Source organism: Streptomyces sp. LUP47B (assembly GCF_001746295.1).
Lineage (GTDB): Bacteria > Actinomycetota > Actinomycetes > Streptomycetales > Streptomycetaceae > Streptomyces.
This window is the reverse complement of the sequence record NZ_MJAH01000006.1, coordinates 964,022-979,259: the sequence shown is the minus strand read 5'-3', so window position 1 is coordinate 979,259 and position 15,238 is coordinate 964,022. Positions and strand designations below refer to the sequence as shown.

General features: G+C 69.7%; 11 protein-coding genes. 3 read left to right on the top strand and 8 right to left on the bottom strand.

Annotation, left to right across the window (positions count from 1 at the left end; all coding sequences use genetic code 11):
- Positions 1–62: 62 nt before the first annotated feature.
- The gene (locus tag BFN33_RS22345; protein ID WP_062036163.1) at positions 63–1,289 is read left to right on the top strand and encodes an acetyl-CoA C-acyltransferase; all 1,227 of its coding nucleotides are present in this window, start codon (positions 63–65) and stop codon (positions 1,287–1,289) included.
- Positions 1,286–3,412: a 3-hydroxyacyl-CoA dehydrogenase NAD-binding domain-containing protein gene (locus tag BFN33_RS22340; RefSeq protein WP_069761837.1), complete on the top strand. Its 2,127-nt coding sequence runs from the start codon at positions 1,286–1,288 to the stop codon at positions 3,410–3,412. The genes BFN33_RS22345 and BFN33_RS22340 overlap by 4 nt, the downstream gene beginning before the upstream one ends.
- A gap of 84 nt (positions 3,413–3,496) precedes the next feature.
- Here BFN33_RS22340 and BFN33_RS22335 read toward each other — a convergent pair whose 3' ends face one another.
- Positions 3,497–4,525, bottom strand: a complete 1,029-nt coding sequence (locus tag BFN33_RS22335) for a hypothetical protein (protein ID WP_079140927.1) — start codon at positions 4,523–4,525, stop codon at positions 3,497–3,499.
- 70 nt (positions 4,526–4,595) lie between these two features.
- Between BFN33_RS22335 and BFN33_RS22330 the strand changes: the two genes are divergently transcribed.
- A complete protein-coding gene (locus BFN33_RS22330; RefSeq protein WP_069761836.1) occupies positions 4,596–4,961 on the top strand; it encodes an NTP pyrophosphohydrolase in 366 nt (121 codons plus the stop codon).
- Positions 4,962–5,136: 175 nt separating this feature from the next.
- Here the strand turns inward: BFN33_RS22330 and BFN33_RS22325 are convergent, their stop codons facing one another.
- From BFN33_RS22325 to BFN33_RS22295, 7 genes are all read right to left on the bottom strand, one after another.
- Complete coding sequence (locus BFN33_RS22325) at positions 5,137–6,567, bottom strand: glycosyltransferase family 39 protein (protein ID WP_069761835.1); 1,431 nt, start codon at positions 6,565–6,567, stop codon at positions 5,137–5,139.
- 74 nt (positions 6,568–6,641) lie between these two features.
- Positions 6,642–8,141 (bottom strand): amino acid permease, encoded by a 1,500-nt coding sequence (locus BFN33_RS22320; RefSeq protein ID WP_069761834.1) that lies wholly within the window; start codon positions 8,139–8,141, stop codon positions 6,642–6,644.
- A 136-nt stretch (positions 8,142–8,277) separates the two neighbouring features.
- Positions 8,278–10,203 carry a 1-deoxy-D-xylulose-5-phosphate synthase gene (gene dxs / locus BFN33_RS22315; protein ID WP_069761833.1) on the bottom strand — a complete coding sequence of 642 codons (1,926 nt, stop codon included), beginning with the start codon at positions 10,201–10,203 and terminating at the stop codon, positions 8,278–8,280.
- Positions 10,204–10,334: 131 nt separating this feature from the next.
- Complete coding sequence (locus BFN33_RS22310) at positions 10,335–11,666, bottom strand: sugar ABC transporter permease (protein ID WP_069761832.1); 1,332 nt, start codon at positions 11,664–11,666, stop codon at positions 10,335–10,337.
- Positions 11,663–12,454 carry an ATP-binding cassette domain-containing protein gene (locus BFN33_RS22305; RefSeq protein WP_069761831.1) on the bottom strand — a complete coding sequence of 264 codons (792 nt, stop codon included), beginning with the start codon at positions 12,452–12,454 and terminating at the stop codon, positions 11,663–11,665. Before BFN33_RS22305 ends, BFN33_RS22310 begins: the two co-directional genes overlap by 4 nt.
- Before the next feature lie 273 nt (positions 12,455–12,727).
- A complete protein-coding gene (locus tag BFN33_RS22300) occupies positions 12,728–13,816 on the bottom strand; it encodes a sugar ABC transporter substrate-binding protein (protein WP_069761913.1) in 1,089 nt (362 codons plus the stop codon).
- Between the two features lie 133 nt (positions 13,817–13,949).
- Positions 13,950–15,149, bottom strand: coding sequence for an ROK family transcriptional regulator (locus BFN33_RS22295; protein WP_069761830.1), 1,200 nt, complete (start codon positions 15,147–15,149; stop codon positions 13,950–13,952).
- Positions 15,150–15,238: the final 89 nt, after the last annotated feature.

Genomic DNA, 15,238 nt, shown 5'->3' with positions numbered 1-15,238 from the left:
GTTCTGAGCGCGCGCTCAGCGCATCGCAGCAGTGCAGATCCCGCATCTGGAGGAGAGCCATCGTGCCTCGTACCGTCAGGGACGTCGTCTTCGTCGACGGCGTCCGCACCCCGTTCGGCAAGGCGGGCCCGAAGGGCATCTACCACGAGACCCGCGCCGACGACCTCGTCGTGAAGGCGATCCGGGAGCTGCTGCGCCGCAACCCGGGTCTCGACCCCAAGAAGATCGACGAGGTCGCCATCGCCGCGACCACGCAGATCGGTGACCAGGGGCTCACCATCGGCCGTACCGCCGGGATCCTCGCCGGTCTGCCGCAGTCCGTCCCGGGCTACTCCATCGACCGCATGTGCGCCGGCGCCCTGACCGCCGTCACCACGGTCGCCGGATCGGTCGCCTTCGGTGCCTACGACATCGCCATCGCCGGCGGTGTCGAGCACATGGGCCGCCACCCCATGGGTGAGGGCGTGGACCCGAACCCGCGGTTCGTCAGCGAGAAGCTGGTCGACGAGTCGGCTCTGTTCATGGGCATGACCGCCGAGAACCTGCACGACCGCTACCCGCACATCACCAAGCAGCGCGCCGACGAGTACGCCGTGCGCTCCCAGGAGAAGGCCGCCAAGGCGTACGCCAACGGCAAGATCCAGGCCGACCTGGTCCCGATCTCCGTGCGCCGCACCAACCCGGAGGCCGGCGAGACCGGCTGGGGTCTGGTGACGGCCGATGAGCCGATGCGTCCCGGCACCACCCTGGAGAACCTCTCCGGGCTGAAGACGCCGTTCCGCGTGCACGGCCGGGTCACCGCGGGTAACGCGGCCGGTCTGAACGACGGTGCCACCGCCTCCCTGATCGCGTCCGAGGACTTCGCCCGCGAGAACGACCTGCCGGTGAAGATGCGCCTCGTCTCGTACTCCTTCGTGGGTGTCGAGCCGGAGGTCATGGGCTACGGCCCGATCCCGGCCACCGAGAAGGCGCTCGCCCAGGCGGGCCTGTCCATCTCCGACATCGGCCTGTTCGAGATCAACGAGGCCTTCGCCGTCCAGGTCCTCGCCTTCCTCGACCACTACGGCATCGCGGACGACGACGAGCGCGTCAACCAGTACGGCGGCGCGATCGCCTTCGGTCACCCGCTGGCCTCCTCGGGTGTGCGTCTGATGACGCAGCTGGCCCGCCAGTTCGAGGAGCAGCCCGAGGTCCGCTACGGCCTGACCACCATGTGTGTCGGCTTCGGCATGGGCGCGACGGTCATCTGGGAGAACCCGAACCACAAGGACGCCGGAGGCAGCAAGTGAGCACCACTGAGCTCTTGAAGGGTGCGGCCGAGCTGTTCCCGGACGAGGTAGTCACCCAGGCGCACGTACGCCACCTGGACCTGCCGTTCAACGCGGGCCGCTTCGCGCTCATCACGCTGGACAACGGCCTCGACCACACCAAGCCGACCACCTTCGGCCCGGCCTCGCTGGCGAACCTGAACACCGCCATCGACCAGGTCGAGAAGGAGGCCTCGGCGGGCGAGATCGTCGGTGTCGGCATCACCGGCAAGCCGTTCATCTTCGCCGTCGGCGCCGACCTCAAGGGCGTCGAGCTGCTCAAGGAGCACAAGGACGCGCTGGCCATCGGCAAGGGCGGCCACGAGGTCTTCAAGCGCCTCGCGGGTATCGCGGTGCCGACCTTCGCGTACTACAACGGCGCGGCCATGGGCGGTGGCGTCGAGGTCGGTCTGCACTGCACCTACCGCACGGTGTCCGCGGCCCTGCCCGCCTTCTCGCTCCCCGAGGTCTTCCTCGGTCTGGTCCCCGGCTGGGGCGGCTGCACCCTGCTGCCGAACCTGATCGGCGCCGACAAGGCCGTCTCGGTGATCATCGAGAACTCCCTCAACCAGAACAAGCAGCTCAAGGGCGCGCAGGTCTACGAACTGGGCATCGCCGACGCGCTGTTCGAGGGCGCGGACTTCCTGGAGCAGTCCCTGCTCTGGACGGCGTCCGTCCTCAAGGGCGAGATCGTCATCGACCGCCCGGTGATCGACCGCGGTGAGGCCTGGGACCAGGCCGCCGCCAAGGGCCGTTTCATCGCGGACTCCAAGGTGCACGGGGCCGCTCCGGCCGCCTACCGCGCCCTCGACATCATCGCCGCCGCCAAGAACGGCGACCTCCAGCAGGGCTACGACGCCGAGGACCAGGCCCTCGCCGACCTGATCATGGGTGGCGAACTGCGCTCGGGCATCTACGCGTTCAACCTGGTGCAGAAGCGCGGCAAGCGTCCCGCGGGCGCCCCGGACAAGAACCTGGCCCGCCCGGTCACCAAGGTCGGTGTCGTCGGCGCCGGTCTGATGGCCTCCCAGCTCGCGCTGCTCTTCCTGCGCCGCCTCGAGGTGCCGGTCGTGCTGACCGACATCGACCAGGAGCGCGTCGACAAGGGTGTGGGCTACGTCCACGCCGAGATCGAGAAGCTGCTCGGCAAGGGCCGTATCAACCAGGACAAGGCCAACCGTCTCAAGGCCCTGGTCACCGGTGTGCTGGACAAGGCGGAGGGCTTCTCCGACGCGGACTTCATCATCGAGGCCGTGTTCGAGGAGATCGGCGTCAAGCAGCAGGTGTTCGCGGAGGTCGAGGCGGTCGCCCCGGCGCACGCGATCCTCGCCACCAACACCTCCTCGCTGTCGGTCACCGAGATGGCGTCGAAGCTGAAGAACCCCGAGCGGGTCGTCGGCTTCCACTTCTTCAACCCGGTCGCAATCCTCCCCCTCCTGGAGATCGTCCGCGGCGAGCAGACCGACGACGCGTCGCTGGCCACCGCCTTCGCCGTGGCCAAGAAGCTGAAGAAGACCGCGGTGCTGGTCAAGGACGCCCCGGCGTTCGTCGTGAACCGCATCCTCACCCGCTTCATGGGCGAGATCCAGAACGTCATCGACGAGGGCACCCCGGTCGCGGTGGCGGAGAAGGCGGTGGAGCCCCTGGGCCTGCCGATGTCTCCCCTCGTCCTCCTCGAGCTGGTCGGTCCCGCGATCGGTCTGCACGTCTCGGAGACCCTCAACCGGGCCTTCCCGGACCGCTTCACGGTCTCCCCGAACCTCGCGGCCGTCGTCAAGGCGGGCAAGCGCGGCTTCTACGTCTACGACTCCGGCAAGCCGGAGCTGGACCCGGAGGTCGCCGCACTGCTGCAGCAGGGCGACTCCGTGCTGACCGAGGAGCAGGTCCGCGACCGCGTCCTCGACGCCGTCGCCCAGGAGATCGGGCTCATGCTCGACGAGGGTGTCGTCGCCGAGGCCCAGGACATCGACCTCTGCCTGATCACGGGCGCCGGCTGGCCCTTCCACCTGGGCGGCATCACGCCGTACCTGGACCGCGAGGGTGTCTCCGAGCGCGTGAACGGCAAGAAGTTCCTGGCTCCGGGCCTGGCGTCGGTTCCGGCGTAACGACCGGTCTACGACGGTGAAGAGGGCCTCCGCGGCGGCGGGGGCCCTCTTTTCGGCGTTCCCTGTCTCCAGGTGCGCGAGCGCTCAGACTTCCCGCCAGGCCGCCAGTGCCAGACCCGGCTCGTCCTTCTGCCGGGCGATCCGGAGCTCTCCCTCGGGGGTCACCGTCGCGGCGACGATACGGCCGTCCGCGTCCTCGGCGAGAGCCACGGCCGTGCCCACCGGCAACTGCGGCCCGGACTCCGTCCACCACAGGCCCGCCGACTCCTGCTCGGTCGGACACGCGGCGAAGGCGACCCGGCCGGAGGCCGAACGCTGGGCGAGCAGCGTGCAGTCATGGCCGTCCAGGGTGCAGCGGAGCAGGGCCGCCGGGCCGGGGCCGGCCGCCGCGAGCAGGGGCGTCGGCTCGGTGTCCGGGCGCCAGGCGTAGAGCATGCCCTCGGGGTCCGCGAAGAACAGCGTGGTGTGTTCCTTGGAGGTGGGCAGCGCGCTGAGGGTGCCCGGCTCGACCCGGACGGGCAGCGGGCCGGCCGGTACGGGAGGCGCGCCCGCTTCCTCCTGGAGCCAGCGCAGGATGCCGTCCGGGCCGGTGCCGTACAGCTCGACCCGGCCCGACTCCCCTGCCACGGCGGTCAGTTGCTCGTGCACGTCGGAGCCCTTGAGGTCGGACCAGGCGTTCCAGCCGCCGCGTTCCTTCTGGATGCGGGCGTGCACGCCGTTGCCGCGGTTGCCGACGAAGACATGCGCCCGGCCCTCCGCGTCGACGGCCACGGCGGGGACGCCGGTGCGGGCGCCCGCCCTGTCGGGGTGGCCGACCGGGCTCCAGTCGAGGGCGGCGAGGTGGACGCGGAAGTGGGTGGAGTGCACGAGGCCCGCTTCCGCGGCCTTGGTGGGACGCCAGGAGACGAGGTGTGCGTAGCCGTCGGCGCCGTGTCCCACGGCGAGTCCGGGGTGCAGGCGCTGGTCGCCGCCGACCTTGTGCCAGGGCAGCCAGGTGTCGCCGCCCGGGCGGCGCTCCGCCCGGCACCACACGCCCTCGTCGCGGGTGGCGTAGACGCCGAGTCGGCCGTCACGGGCGCGGATGAGCCAGTCGCCGTTCACTGTACGGACCATTGACACGGGTCCACTCTAATCGGGCGGTCGGTGCCGTCTTCGGGTGGGCCGGTCGTGGGACGCTGGGCGTATGAGTGACGTGCTGCTGGTCGTCGTGGATGGCGCGAATGTCGTCGGGTCGGTGCCGGACGGGTGGTGGCGGGACCGACGGGGCGCGGCGGAGCGGTTGCGGGACCGGCTCGCGGTGGACGGGCTGCCGGGGCGGGACGGTCCGGTGGAGATCGTGCTGGTGGTGGAGGGGGCGGCCCGGGGAGTGGAGTCCGTACCGGGGGTTCGGGTGGAGTCGGCGCCGGGGAGCGGCGACGACCGGATGGTGGAACTGGTCGCGGAGGCGGGTGCGCGTCCCGTGCTGGTGGTCACCGCTGATCGTGAACTTCGGCGCAGGGTCGGGGAGTTGGGGGCGGAAGTGGCGGGGCCGCGGACGGTTCGTCCCTGAGCGCCGTCCGATGTGCCGCGCTGTGTGGTCCGGCGGCTGCGGGTTCGCCGTGGCTGGTCGCGCAGTTCCCCGCGCCCCTCAAGGTGGGTCCAGTCCACGTACCTCAGGGGCGCGGGGCCGAAGGGCAGCACACTGCGCGACCAGCCCCCACCGGCCCGCAGCCGACAACGCACCCCTACCGCCGTTTCACATACAGCACCGCCCCATCCACCGTCCCCACCTCCTCGTACCCCGCCGCCAACAACCGCCGGAGGCCCCGCACCCGTTCCGGCGCGTACGGCTTGCCGCGGGAGTCGTCCACCACCAGGGCCGCCGAGACCGCCTCCCGCCGGAACACCGTCCACGTACCCCGCACGGCATACCGCTCCCCCACCCGCCCGCCGTCCCGGCCCCCGCTGTAGTTCGTGAGGAGACCCGCCGTCAGATAGCGGGTGGCCGGGGCCCGGTCCGCCAGCCAGTACGTCTCCGGGTGCATTCCCCAGATCAGGACCGGATCGTCCGGCGGCGTTCGGGACGACACCGCTTGCGCGACACGGCGTGCGTGGTCGAGGTCGGTGCGAGGGGCCAGCACACCCCACGTCAGGAACAGCGCGCACGCGCAGGCCGAAGTGAGCAGCGCCGTGATCGTGCGGTCGTACGGCAGCGCGCGCAGCGCCCCCGCGGCCAGGAGCGCGGCCGGCGGGAGGAGTTGGAGGTAGTAGTGGCCGAAGAAGTGGAGGCCGAGCAGCACCGCTCCCGCCGACGCGAGCAGCCACAGCCACAGATCGGCGGTCGGTGCGCGCCGGGCCCGTACGACAGGAGCGATCAGGCCCGCGCAGGCCACCGCCACGATCCCGGTGTTGGCCAAACCCCTCGCCAGTACGTGGAGTTCGGAGCCGGTCAGCGTCGCGTACGCTCCCGAACCCGTCACCGTCCAGAACAGGAGACCCGCCGGGTCCGTCGCCAGCGCCGCGGACAGCACCGGCGCCAACGCCCCCGCCATGAGCCACCGCACACCCCGACGCCCCGCGCCCGAGGCGATGTACAGCCAGAGGACCGGCAGGAGCACCGCCCCGCCCGTCTGCTTCGTGAGGAACGCGCACGCGACCGCCGTTCCCGCCGCGCCCCAGCGCCGCCGGTCCGCGCACCACATCGCGGCGGCCGTGCAGGGCAGGAGGAACACCTCGAAGGTCGCGGCCTGCGCGTCCTCAGGGTTCAGGCCGACGGAGATCAGCAGATACAGCGCTCCGGCGGTACGGCCGGACGTGTCGCCCCAGCGGCGGCGGGCCAGGGAAGCCAGCAGGGCGGCGGTGAGGAGTTGGGCCAGGACCGCCAGGACCCGCACCCCGGCCAGCGTGCCGGAGCCCGTCACCGCGAACGCGGCCTCGTAGAGCCACGGCACGAAGGGCGGCTTGCGGTCGACGACCGTCTCGTAGAGCTGCCCGCCCTGCGCCAACAGCCGTGCCTGTACGGCGAGATAGCCCTCGTCCGGGTTCCAGAGGGGGCGCGTGAAGGACGGGACTCGCGTCACACAGGCCAGGGCCGCGAGCGGGGGCAGCAGTCGGCTCCAGTACGCCGCCCGGGAGCCGGGTACGGAACGTGACGGGAGCAGGAGCTCTGCGGGCATGGGCAGCACGCTATCCGGCCCCGCACATCCCGACCGAACGGGACATACGGGGCCGTCGAGGTGGAACGTATGTGTTACTCCGTGTTGTCGGCCGTCGCCGCCGTGCTCCGGCCGAGACGGCTGTGGCTGCGGCCGTAGAGGAAGTAGACGAGGAAGCCGATGACCATCCAGATCGCGAACCGCAGCCAGGTCTCTGTCGGCAGGTTGAGCATCAGCCAGAGGGAGGCGAGGACCGACAGGATCGGGACGACCGGCACCCAGGGGGTGCGGAAGGCGCGGGGCAGGTCGGGGCGGGACTTGCGGAGGATGACCACGCCCATGGCGACCACCACGAACGCGAACAGGGTGCCGATGTTGACCAGTTCGGCGAGTTCGCTCAGGGGTGTGAAGCCGGCGACGATCGCGATGATGACGCCGAGCAGGATGGTCGGACGGTGCGGGGTCCTGAACTTCGGGTGGACGTGGGAGAAGAACGTCGGCAGCAGTCCGTCGCGGCTCATCGCGAAGAACACCCGGGTCTGGCCGAGGAGCAGGATCATGCAGACCGTGGTCAGGCCGACGGCGGCGCCGAAGCTGATGAAGCCCGCGAACCAGGGGTGGCCGGTGGCCTTGAACGCGTCGGCGAGCGGGGCCGTGACCGACAGGTCGGTGTACTTCTGCATGCCCGTCACGACGATCGAGACGGCGACGTAGAGGGTCGTGCAGATGAGGAGGGAGCCGAGGATGCCGCGGGGCATGTCGCGCTGCGGATTCCTGGTCTCCTCGGCGGCCGTGGCCACGACGTCGAAGCCGATGAAGGCGAAGAAGACGACGGAGGCGGCGGTGAAGATGCCCATGACGCCGAAGTTGGAGGGCGCCCAGCCGAACATCAACTGGATCAGCGGTGACTGGAGACTGTCACCGGCCGGCACCTTCTGCGCCTTGGGGATGAACGGGTCGTAGTGGTCGCTCTTGACGAAGAAGGCGCCCGCGATGATCACGGTCAGCACGACCGTCACCTTGATGGCGACGACGATCGAGGTCACGCGCGCGGAGAGCTTGGTGCCGAGCACGAGGATGCCGGTCAGCACCAGGACGAGCGCGGCGGCGAGGATGTCGAAGCCGAAGCCGTCGGCCCCGTCGCGGCTGCCGAGCGCCGCCGGCAGATGCCAGCCCGCGTTGTCCAGCAGCGAGGCGATGTAGCCGGACCAGCCGACGGACACCACCGCCGTGCCCAGCGCGAACTCCAGGACCAGGTCCCAGCCGATGATCCAGGCGGGCAGTTCGCCGAGGGAGGCGTAGGAGAACGTGTACGCCGATCCCGCCACCGGGACGGTGGAGGCGAACTCGGCGTAGCAGAGCGCGGCGAGCGCGCAGACGACACCGGCCACGACGAAGGCCAGGGCCACCGCCGGTCCGGCGTTGTTCTTGGCGACGGTGCCGGTCAGGACGAAGATGCCGGTGCCGATGATGACGCCGACACCGAAGACGGTCAGATCCAGCGCGGACAAGGACTTCTTGAGCGCGTGCTCTGGCTCCTCGGTGTCGAGGATGGACTGCTCGACCTTCTTCGTCCGGAAGAGGGTGCTGCTCACGGGTACCTCCCACGCTGTGTCGTCCTCGACATGATCGAGAGGGGGCGTAGGTCGTATGCCCCGGCGCGGGGGGATTCACGCGAACGGGCCGGCCGTACCACTGTCACGAGTGGTACGGCCGGCCCGTTCGGCCGTGTCAGTCGCGGGCGGTTGCTTGCTCCGCCTCGGCCGCGCTGTCGCTGTACCGCCCGTCCAGCTTGGAGACCAGGCCGGTGACCTGGCGGGCGATGTCGGGGGCGGTGAGGCCGATCTCCGCCATGATCTCGGCACGGGAGGCGTGGTCGAGGAAGCGCGGCGGGATGCCGAAGTCGCGCAGCGGGACGTCGACGCCCGCGTCACGCAGGGCCTGCGCGATCGCCGAGCCGACACCGCCGACGCGGGAGTTGTCCTCGACGGTGACGATCACGCGGTGCCGCTCGGCGAGCGGGGCCATGGCCTCGTCGACGGGCTTGACCCAGCGCGGGTCGACGACGGTGGTGGAGATGCCCTGCTTGTCGAGGAGCGTGGCGATCTCCAGGCACATGGGGGCGAGGGCGCCGACGGAGACGAGGAGCACGTCGGGCGTGTCGGTCCCCGGCTCGCGCAGGACGTCCATGCCGCCGACGGTGCCCACGGCGGGTACGGCGGGACCCACGACGCCCTTGGAGTAGCGCAGCACGGTCGGCGCGTCGTCGACCTGGACGGCCTCCCGCAGCTGGGCGCGCAGCTGTTCGGCGTCGCGCGGGGCGGCGAGCCGGAGCGTGGGGATGACCTGGAGCATCGACATGTCCCACATGCCGTTGTGCGAGGCGCCGTCGTCGCCGGTGACGCCGGCCCGGTCGAGCACGAAGGTCACACCGCACTTGTGCAGGGCGACGTCCATGAGGACCTGGTCGAAGGCACGGTTGAGGAAGGTGGCGTACACGGCGAAGACGGGGTGCAGGCCGCCGGTCGCGAGGCCGGCCGCCGACACGGCCGCGTGCTGCTCGGCGATGCCGACGTCGTAGATGCGCCCCGGGAAGGTGTCCGCGAACTTCTTCAGGCCGACCGGCTGGAGCATGGCCGCGGTGATGGCGACGATGTCCTCGCGCTCCCGGCCCAGCTTGACCATCTCGTCGCCGAAGACGGAGGTCCAGCTGGCGGCGGAGGCCTTGATCGGCAGGCCGGTGTCCGGGTGGATGGGGCCGATGCCGTGGAAGCGGTCGGCCTCGTCCTGCTCGGCGGGCTCGTAGCCGCGGCCCTTCTGGGTGAGGCAGTGCACGATGACCGGGCCGCCGAAGCGCTTGGCGCGGGCCAGCGCCGACTCCAGTGCCTCGAGGTCGTGGCCGTCGATGGGACCGACGTACTTCAGGCCGAGGTCCTCGAACATGCCCTGGGGCGCGATGAAGTCCTTGAGGCCCTTCTTGGCCCCGTGCAGGGTCTCGTAGAGGGGCCTGCCGACGACGGGGGTGCGCTCCAGCAGGTCCTTGCCGCGGGCGAGGAAGCGCTCGTAGCCGTCGGTGGTGCGCAGGGTGGCGAGGTGGTTGGCGAGGCCGCCGATGGTCGGTGCGTAGGACCGCTCGTTGTCGTTGACGACGATGACCAGCGGCCGGTCCCTGGCGTCGGCGATGTTGTTCAGCGCCTCCCAGGCCATGCCGCCGGTCAGGGCACCGTCACCGATCACGGCGACGACGTGGTCGTCCCGTTGGAGCACCTGGTTGGCTTTGGCGAGCCCGTCGGCCCATCCGAGGACGGTCGAGGCGTGGCTGTTCTCGATGACGTCGTGCTCGGACTCGGCGCGCGAGGGGTAGCCGGACAGCCCGCCCTTGGAGCGCAGCTTGGAGAAGTCCTGCCGCCCGGTGAGCAGCTTGTGGACATAGGCCTGGTGGCCGGTGTCGAAGAGCACCCGGTCCCTGGGCGAGTCGAACACCCGGTGCAGGGCGATGGTCAGCTCGACCACACCGAGGTTGGGGCCGAGGTGGCCGCCGGTCTTGGAGACCGCGCCGACGAGGAAGTTCCTGATCTCGTCGGCCAGCTGGTCCAGCTCCTCAAGGCTGAGCCGGTCCAGATCACGCGGTCCCCTGATGCGGGTCAGCAGCGGCACCCGTGCCTCCTTGCAGTAGAGCTGATCGAGCTTTGCCGGGCGTGTCGAGTCTAATGTTCCACGAGAACAACCCTGCCCGGCACCTTGTGGGTGCCGGGCAAGGGATCGACCTGAAGGGGTGCGGCCAGGCGCTATCCGCGACCCGCCGCCTTCTGGGACCTACGGGACACCGAGTCGATGACGACCGCGCCCAGCAGAACACCACCGGTGATCATGTACTGGATCGAGGCGTTCATGTTCAGCAGGTCCAGACCGGTCGTGATGGACTGGATGACCAGCATGCCCAGGAGGGCGGACCAGACCGAACCGCGGCCGCCGAAGAGGCTCGTACCGCCGATGACGGCCGCCGCGATGGCGAGCATCAGGGTGTTGCCGCCGCCGGCGCTGAGCGTCGCGCTCGCGGTCTGACCGGCGAAGAACATACCGCCGATCGCCGCGAACCCGCCGGAGATGGCGAAGACGGTGATGCGGACCATCGGCACGTTGATACCGGCACGACGGGCCGCCTCGATGCCGCCGCCGACCGCGAAGACCTTGCGGCCGTACGTGGTACGGCGCAGCACGAAGTCCACGACCACCAGCGCCGCCAGGAAGATCACCAGCGAGTTGGAGACACCGTTCGCGTTGTTGAGCACGGCGGCGGCCACGAAGGACGCGACGGCGAGGGCACCGACGCGCACCAGGATCTCGCCGGTCGGCCGGAAGGGAACGCCCGCGGCCTTGCGGCGCCGCTGCTCGCCGAAGTTGCCGACGAGGGTCAGCACGACGGCGAGGCCGGCCAGCAGGTACCCGCCGATGACGGCCTGGTCCATGAAGAAGGAGTTCTGGCCGAGCAGGTGGACCGGACCCGAGTCGGACGGGATGTTGATGGTGCCGCTGGAGCCCAGCAGCCACAGCATCAGGCCGTTCCAGCCGAGGAGGCCTGCCAGGGTGACGACGAACGCCGGCACCCCGATCTTGGCGAAGAACCAGCCCTGCAGTGCGCCGATGGCGATGCCGACGAGGATCGCCAGGATCAGCGAGAGCCAGGCGTTCATACCGTGCTGCACCACCCACACGGCGAACAGGGTGGAGGCCAGGCCGCTGACCGAGCCGACCGACAGGTCGATCTCGCCGAGCAGCAGTACGAACACCAGGCCGATGGCGATCATGCCGGTGGCCGACATGTAGTAGCTGATGTTCGAGAGGTTGTCGGCGCTCAGGAAGCGGTCGTTCTTGAACTGGAAGATCGCCCAGATGACGATCAGGCCGATGACGACCGGCAGGGAGCCCAGCTCACCGCCCTTGACCTTGCGGGTGAACTCGGTCCAGTAGCCCTTGAGGCCCTCTTCGCGGACCAGCAAACGGGGGTCGACCGTCGCGACCGGCGCGGCGGTGGGATCGTCGGTGGGGGCACCCGTCGACTGCGACGCCTGCCCCTTCGTCCCGGCGTCCGCCTTGGAAACCTTGGATGTGTCGCTCACTTCGCGGCCTCCGTGCTGCGACGCCCCGCACGACGGGTCACGGCGTTGTCCGTGGCACCCGTGATCGCGGAGATGATCTCTTCCTGACTGGTGTCCTTCACCGAGAAGGAACCGTTGTTCCTGCCCAGTCGCAGCACGGCGACGGTGTCGGCGACGGCCTTCACGTCGGCCATGTTGTGGCTGATGAGGATGACGGCGAGGTTGCGCTCGCGCAGCCGCTCGACGAGGTCGAGGACCTGTGCGGTCTGCTCGACACCGAGGGCGGCGGTGGGCTCGTCCAGGATCACGACCTTGGGGTCACCGATCAGGGCGCGCGCGATGGCGACGACCTGGCGCTGACCGCCGGAGAGGCTCGCGATCGGGATGCGCACACTCGGGATGCGGATGGAGAGCGTGCTCAGCAGCTCGCGGGCCTTCTGCTCCATCGTGACCTCGTCGATGATGCCGCGGCGCAGCAGCTCGCGTCCGAGGTAGAGGTTGCCCACCACGTCGAGGTTGTCGCACAGGGCGAGGTCCTGGTAGACCGTCGCGACGCCGAGTCCCTGGGCGTCGTGCGGCTTGTTGATGCTGACCGGGCTGCCGTCCCACTCGATGAGGCCCTCATCGATGGGATGCACACCGGCGATCGTCTTGACCAGCGTGGACTTTCCAGCGCCGTTGTCGCCGACGAGGGCGACCACTTCACCGGCGTGGACCTCCAGTTCGACATCGGTGAGGGCCTGCACCGCACCGAATCGCTTGGAGACTCCGCGCAACGCCAGCACGGGCGTAGCGGACACGTTAACCATCTCCTTCGCCGCCTGACCGGCGGGGATGCCGCGCTTGGGGTAGGCGCGGAGGGGTTGTGCTTTTAGCACTTACTTACGAGTGGTGCTGTCAGCACGGATTTACAAGTCGAACATGCGCGCGGCCGGTGCCCGTTGGCAACGGCTCGGTCCGCAATGCTTCCGTCCGGCGCCCGCCCGCAGCGGGGTATGAAGGCGGTGCGGGCGCCGGACAGGCTCTGTGCCTGCCTGTCGGGGCGGGTCCGTCGAAGGACTCGCCCCGGGGCTCAGCGGCTCTTACTGAAGGCCGGCCTTCTTGCACGCGGCGGCGTAGTCCGCGGTGCAGATGTCGGCGACGGTGTACAGACCGTCCTTGACGACCGTGTCCTTGATGTTCTTGACGGTCACCGAGACCGGGGTCAGCAGCTTGGCCTGGACCTTGTCACCGGAGCCGCTGGTGACCTGGGTGTCGGCCAGGGACTTGATGTCCTTGCCCTGCAGCAGGTTGACCGCGAGCTCGGCGGCGTTGTCGGCCTCGCCCTTGTAGGGCTTGTAGATGGTGGCCGACTGGGTGCCGGCGACGATCCGCTGGATGGCCGCGAGCTCGGCGTCCTGACCGGTCAGCGGGATGGTGCTGATGCCCGCGCCCTTGAGGGTGTTGGCGATACCACCGGCCATGCCGTCGTTGGCGGCGTAGACGCCCGCGATGTTCTTGGCGCCCAGCTGGGTGATGGCCGCGGACACCTTCTGCGCGGCGACGGTGTCCTTCCACAGGCCGGACTGCTCGTAGGCGATCTTGACCTTGCCGTCGAGGACCTTGTGCGCGCCCTCCTTGAACTGCGCGGCGTTCGGGTCGGCGTCGTCACCGTTGATCATGACGACGTTCGCCTTGGGCGTCGCCTTGGAGCCGAGGGCGTCGAGCAGGGCCTGACCCTGGAGCTCGCCGACCTTGACGTTGTCGAAGGAGACGTACGCGGAGACCGGGCCCTGGGCCAGACGGTCGTACGCGACGACCTTGACGCCCTTGCTCACCGCGGAGGCGATGGAGGACTTGATGGCGGCCGAGTCCTGCGCCGAGATCACGATGACCTTGACGCCCTTGGTCACCATGCTGCTCATCTGCTGGGCCTGCTTGGCCGGGTCGGCCGCGGCGTTGGCGTAGGAGACGGTGCAGTCGCTGCACAGCTCCTTGACCTTGTCCTCGAAGTACGGCTTGTCGAACTTCTCGTACCGCGCCGTGACGTTGTCGGGCAGGAGCAGACCGATCGACTTGCTGCCCGAGCCCGAGCTGCTGCTGTCACTGCCGTTGTCGTCACCGGCCTTGCCACAAGCGGCGGCCGAGACAGCGAGCGCCGAGATCGCGACGGATACGGCCACACGACGCATGAGCGTGTTCACTTTTGAAACCTCCCTGACGAGGCCGCGTCGTTGCGGCCGAGGTGGCTGGAAGTCAACTCGGCCGCACGTGCGACGTCAAGAAGTAAATACTTAACGAGATGGCAACGGCGTCCTGCGTTCTCTAAGTGAAGGCAGGTGTCGCTGCGTGCAGCGTGCTGTCCAAAAGGGTCGAATCACCCATCTCGCTGAGCGCGAGGGCGAGTGCTCCGAGCACCTCCGCACGACCTCCAAGTGCCCCGGGAAGCACGCTCAGTTGGCGTGCCGCACTGGGGATCGCATAGCGGCCGACGGACTCCCTGATCGGCCCGAGCACCAGCTCACCGGCCTCGGCGAGATCACCGCCCAGGACGACTCGGCTCGGGTTCAGCAAGTTGCAGAGATTGGCGACTCCACTGCCGATGTGTCGGCCGACGTCGGCGATCACCCGACGACAGCCAGGATCTCCGTCCCGTGCGAGTCGAACAACGCCCTCCATGGTGAGATCGGTGCCGTGGCTGGACTGGAGCAGCGGGAGCACATAGCGCGCGGCCGCGAAGGTCTCCAGACAACCGCGGTTGCCGCAACGGCAGACGGGACCGGACTCATCAAGAGTAATATGCCCGATTTCTCCCGCTGTGCCACCCGGGCCCCGGTAGATCTTGCCGCTGATGACCAGCCCGGCACCCACACCGCTCGCGACCTTGATGTATGCCAGGTCCCGCACCCCCCGGCCACTGCCCCATACCAGCTCTCCGAGGGCGCCCAGGTTGGCGTCGTTGTCCACGTGCACGGGCACGCCGAGGCGCCCCTGGAGCTCCTCGGCGGGCTTGGTGCCGATCCAGCCCGGCAGGATGGCGGAGGAACCCAGGGAGCCGGACTCCAGGTCGATGGGGCCGGGCACGCCGAGGCCCACCCCGGCGATCTTCGAGCGGTCCACGCCGGTCGCCTCGATCAGCCGGGTGACCAGCTGTTCCGCCCGGTCGAAGCCCTGGGTGGAGGAGGCGTCCACGTCCAGCGGCTCGGACTCCTCGGCCAGCACCTGGTGGGCGAGGTTCCCGACCGCGACGCGCAGATGGGTGTGCCCGAAATCCACCCCTATGACGATGCCGGCGTCCCCGCTCAGGGAGACCGCGCGCGCCCGCCTGCCGCCCGCCGACGTGGGCGTGACCTCGACGGTTCCGCCGTCCTTGAGCTCGCGGACGATGTTGGAGACGGTCGCGGCGGACAGTCCCGTGGTGCGTGCGATCTCCGCCTGCGTGAGCGACCCGGCCAGCCGGACGGCACGTACGACCCGCTCCAGGTTGGCTCGGTGCAGCGACGACTGCGACCCCGGAGTCTCCACGACGACCTCCTGCGCGCGGGACCGCAGCGATGAGGCCCCGTCTATGTCCAACTAGTGAACTCTAAGATGAGCCGTTAGGGTCGCCTCCC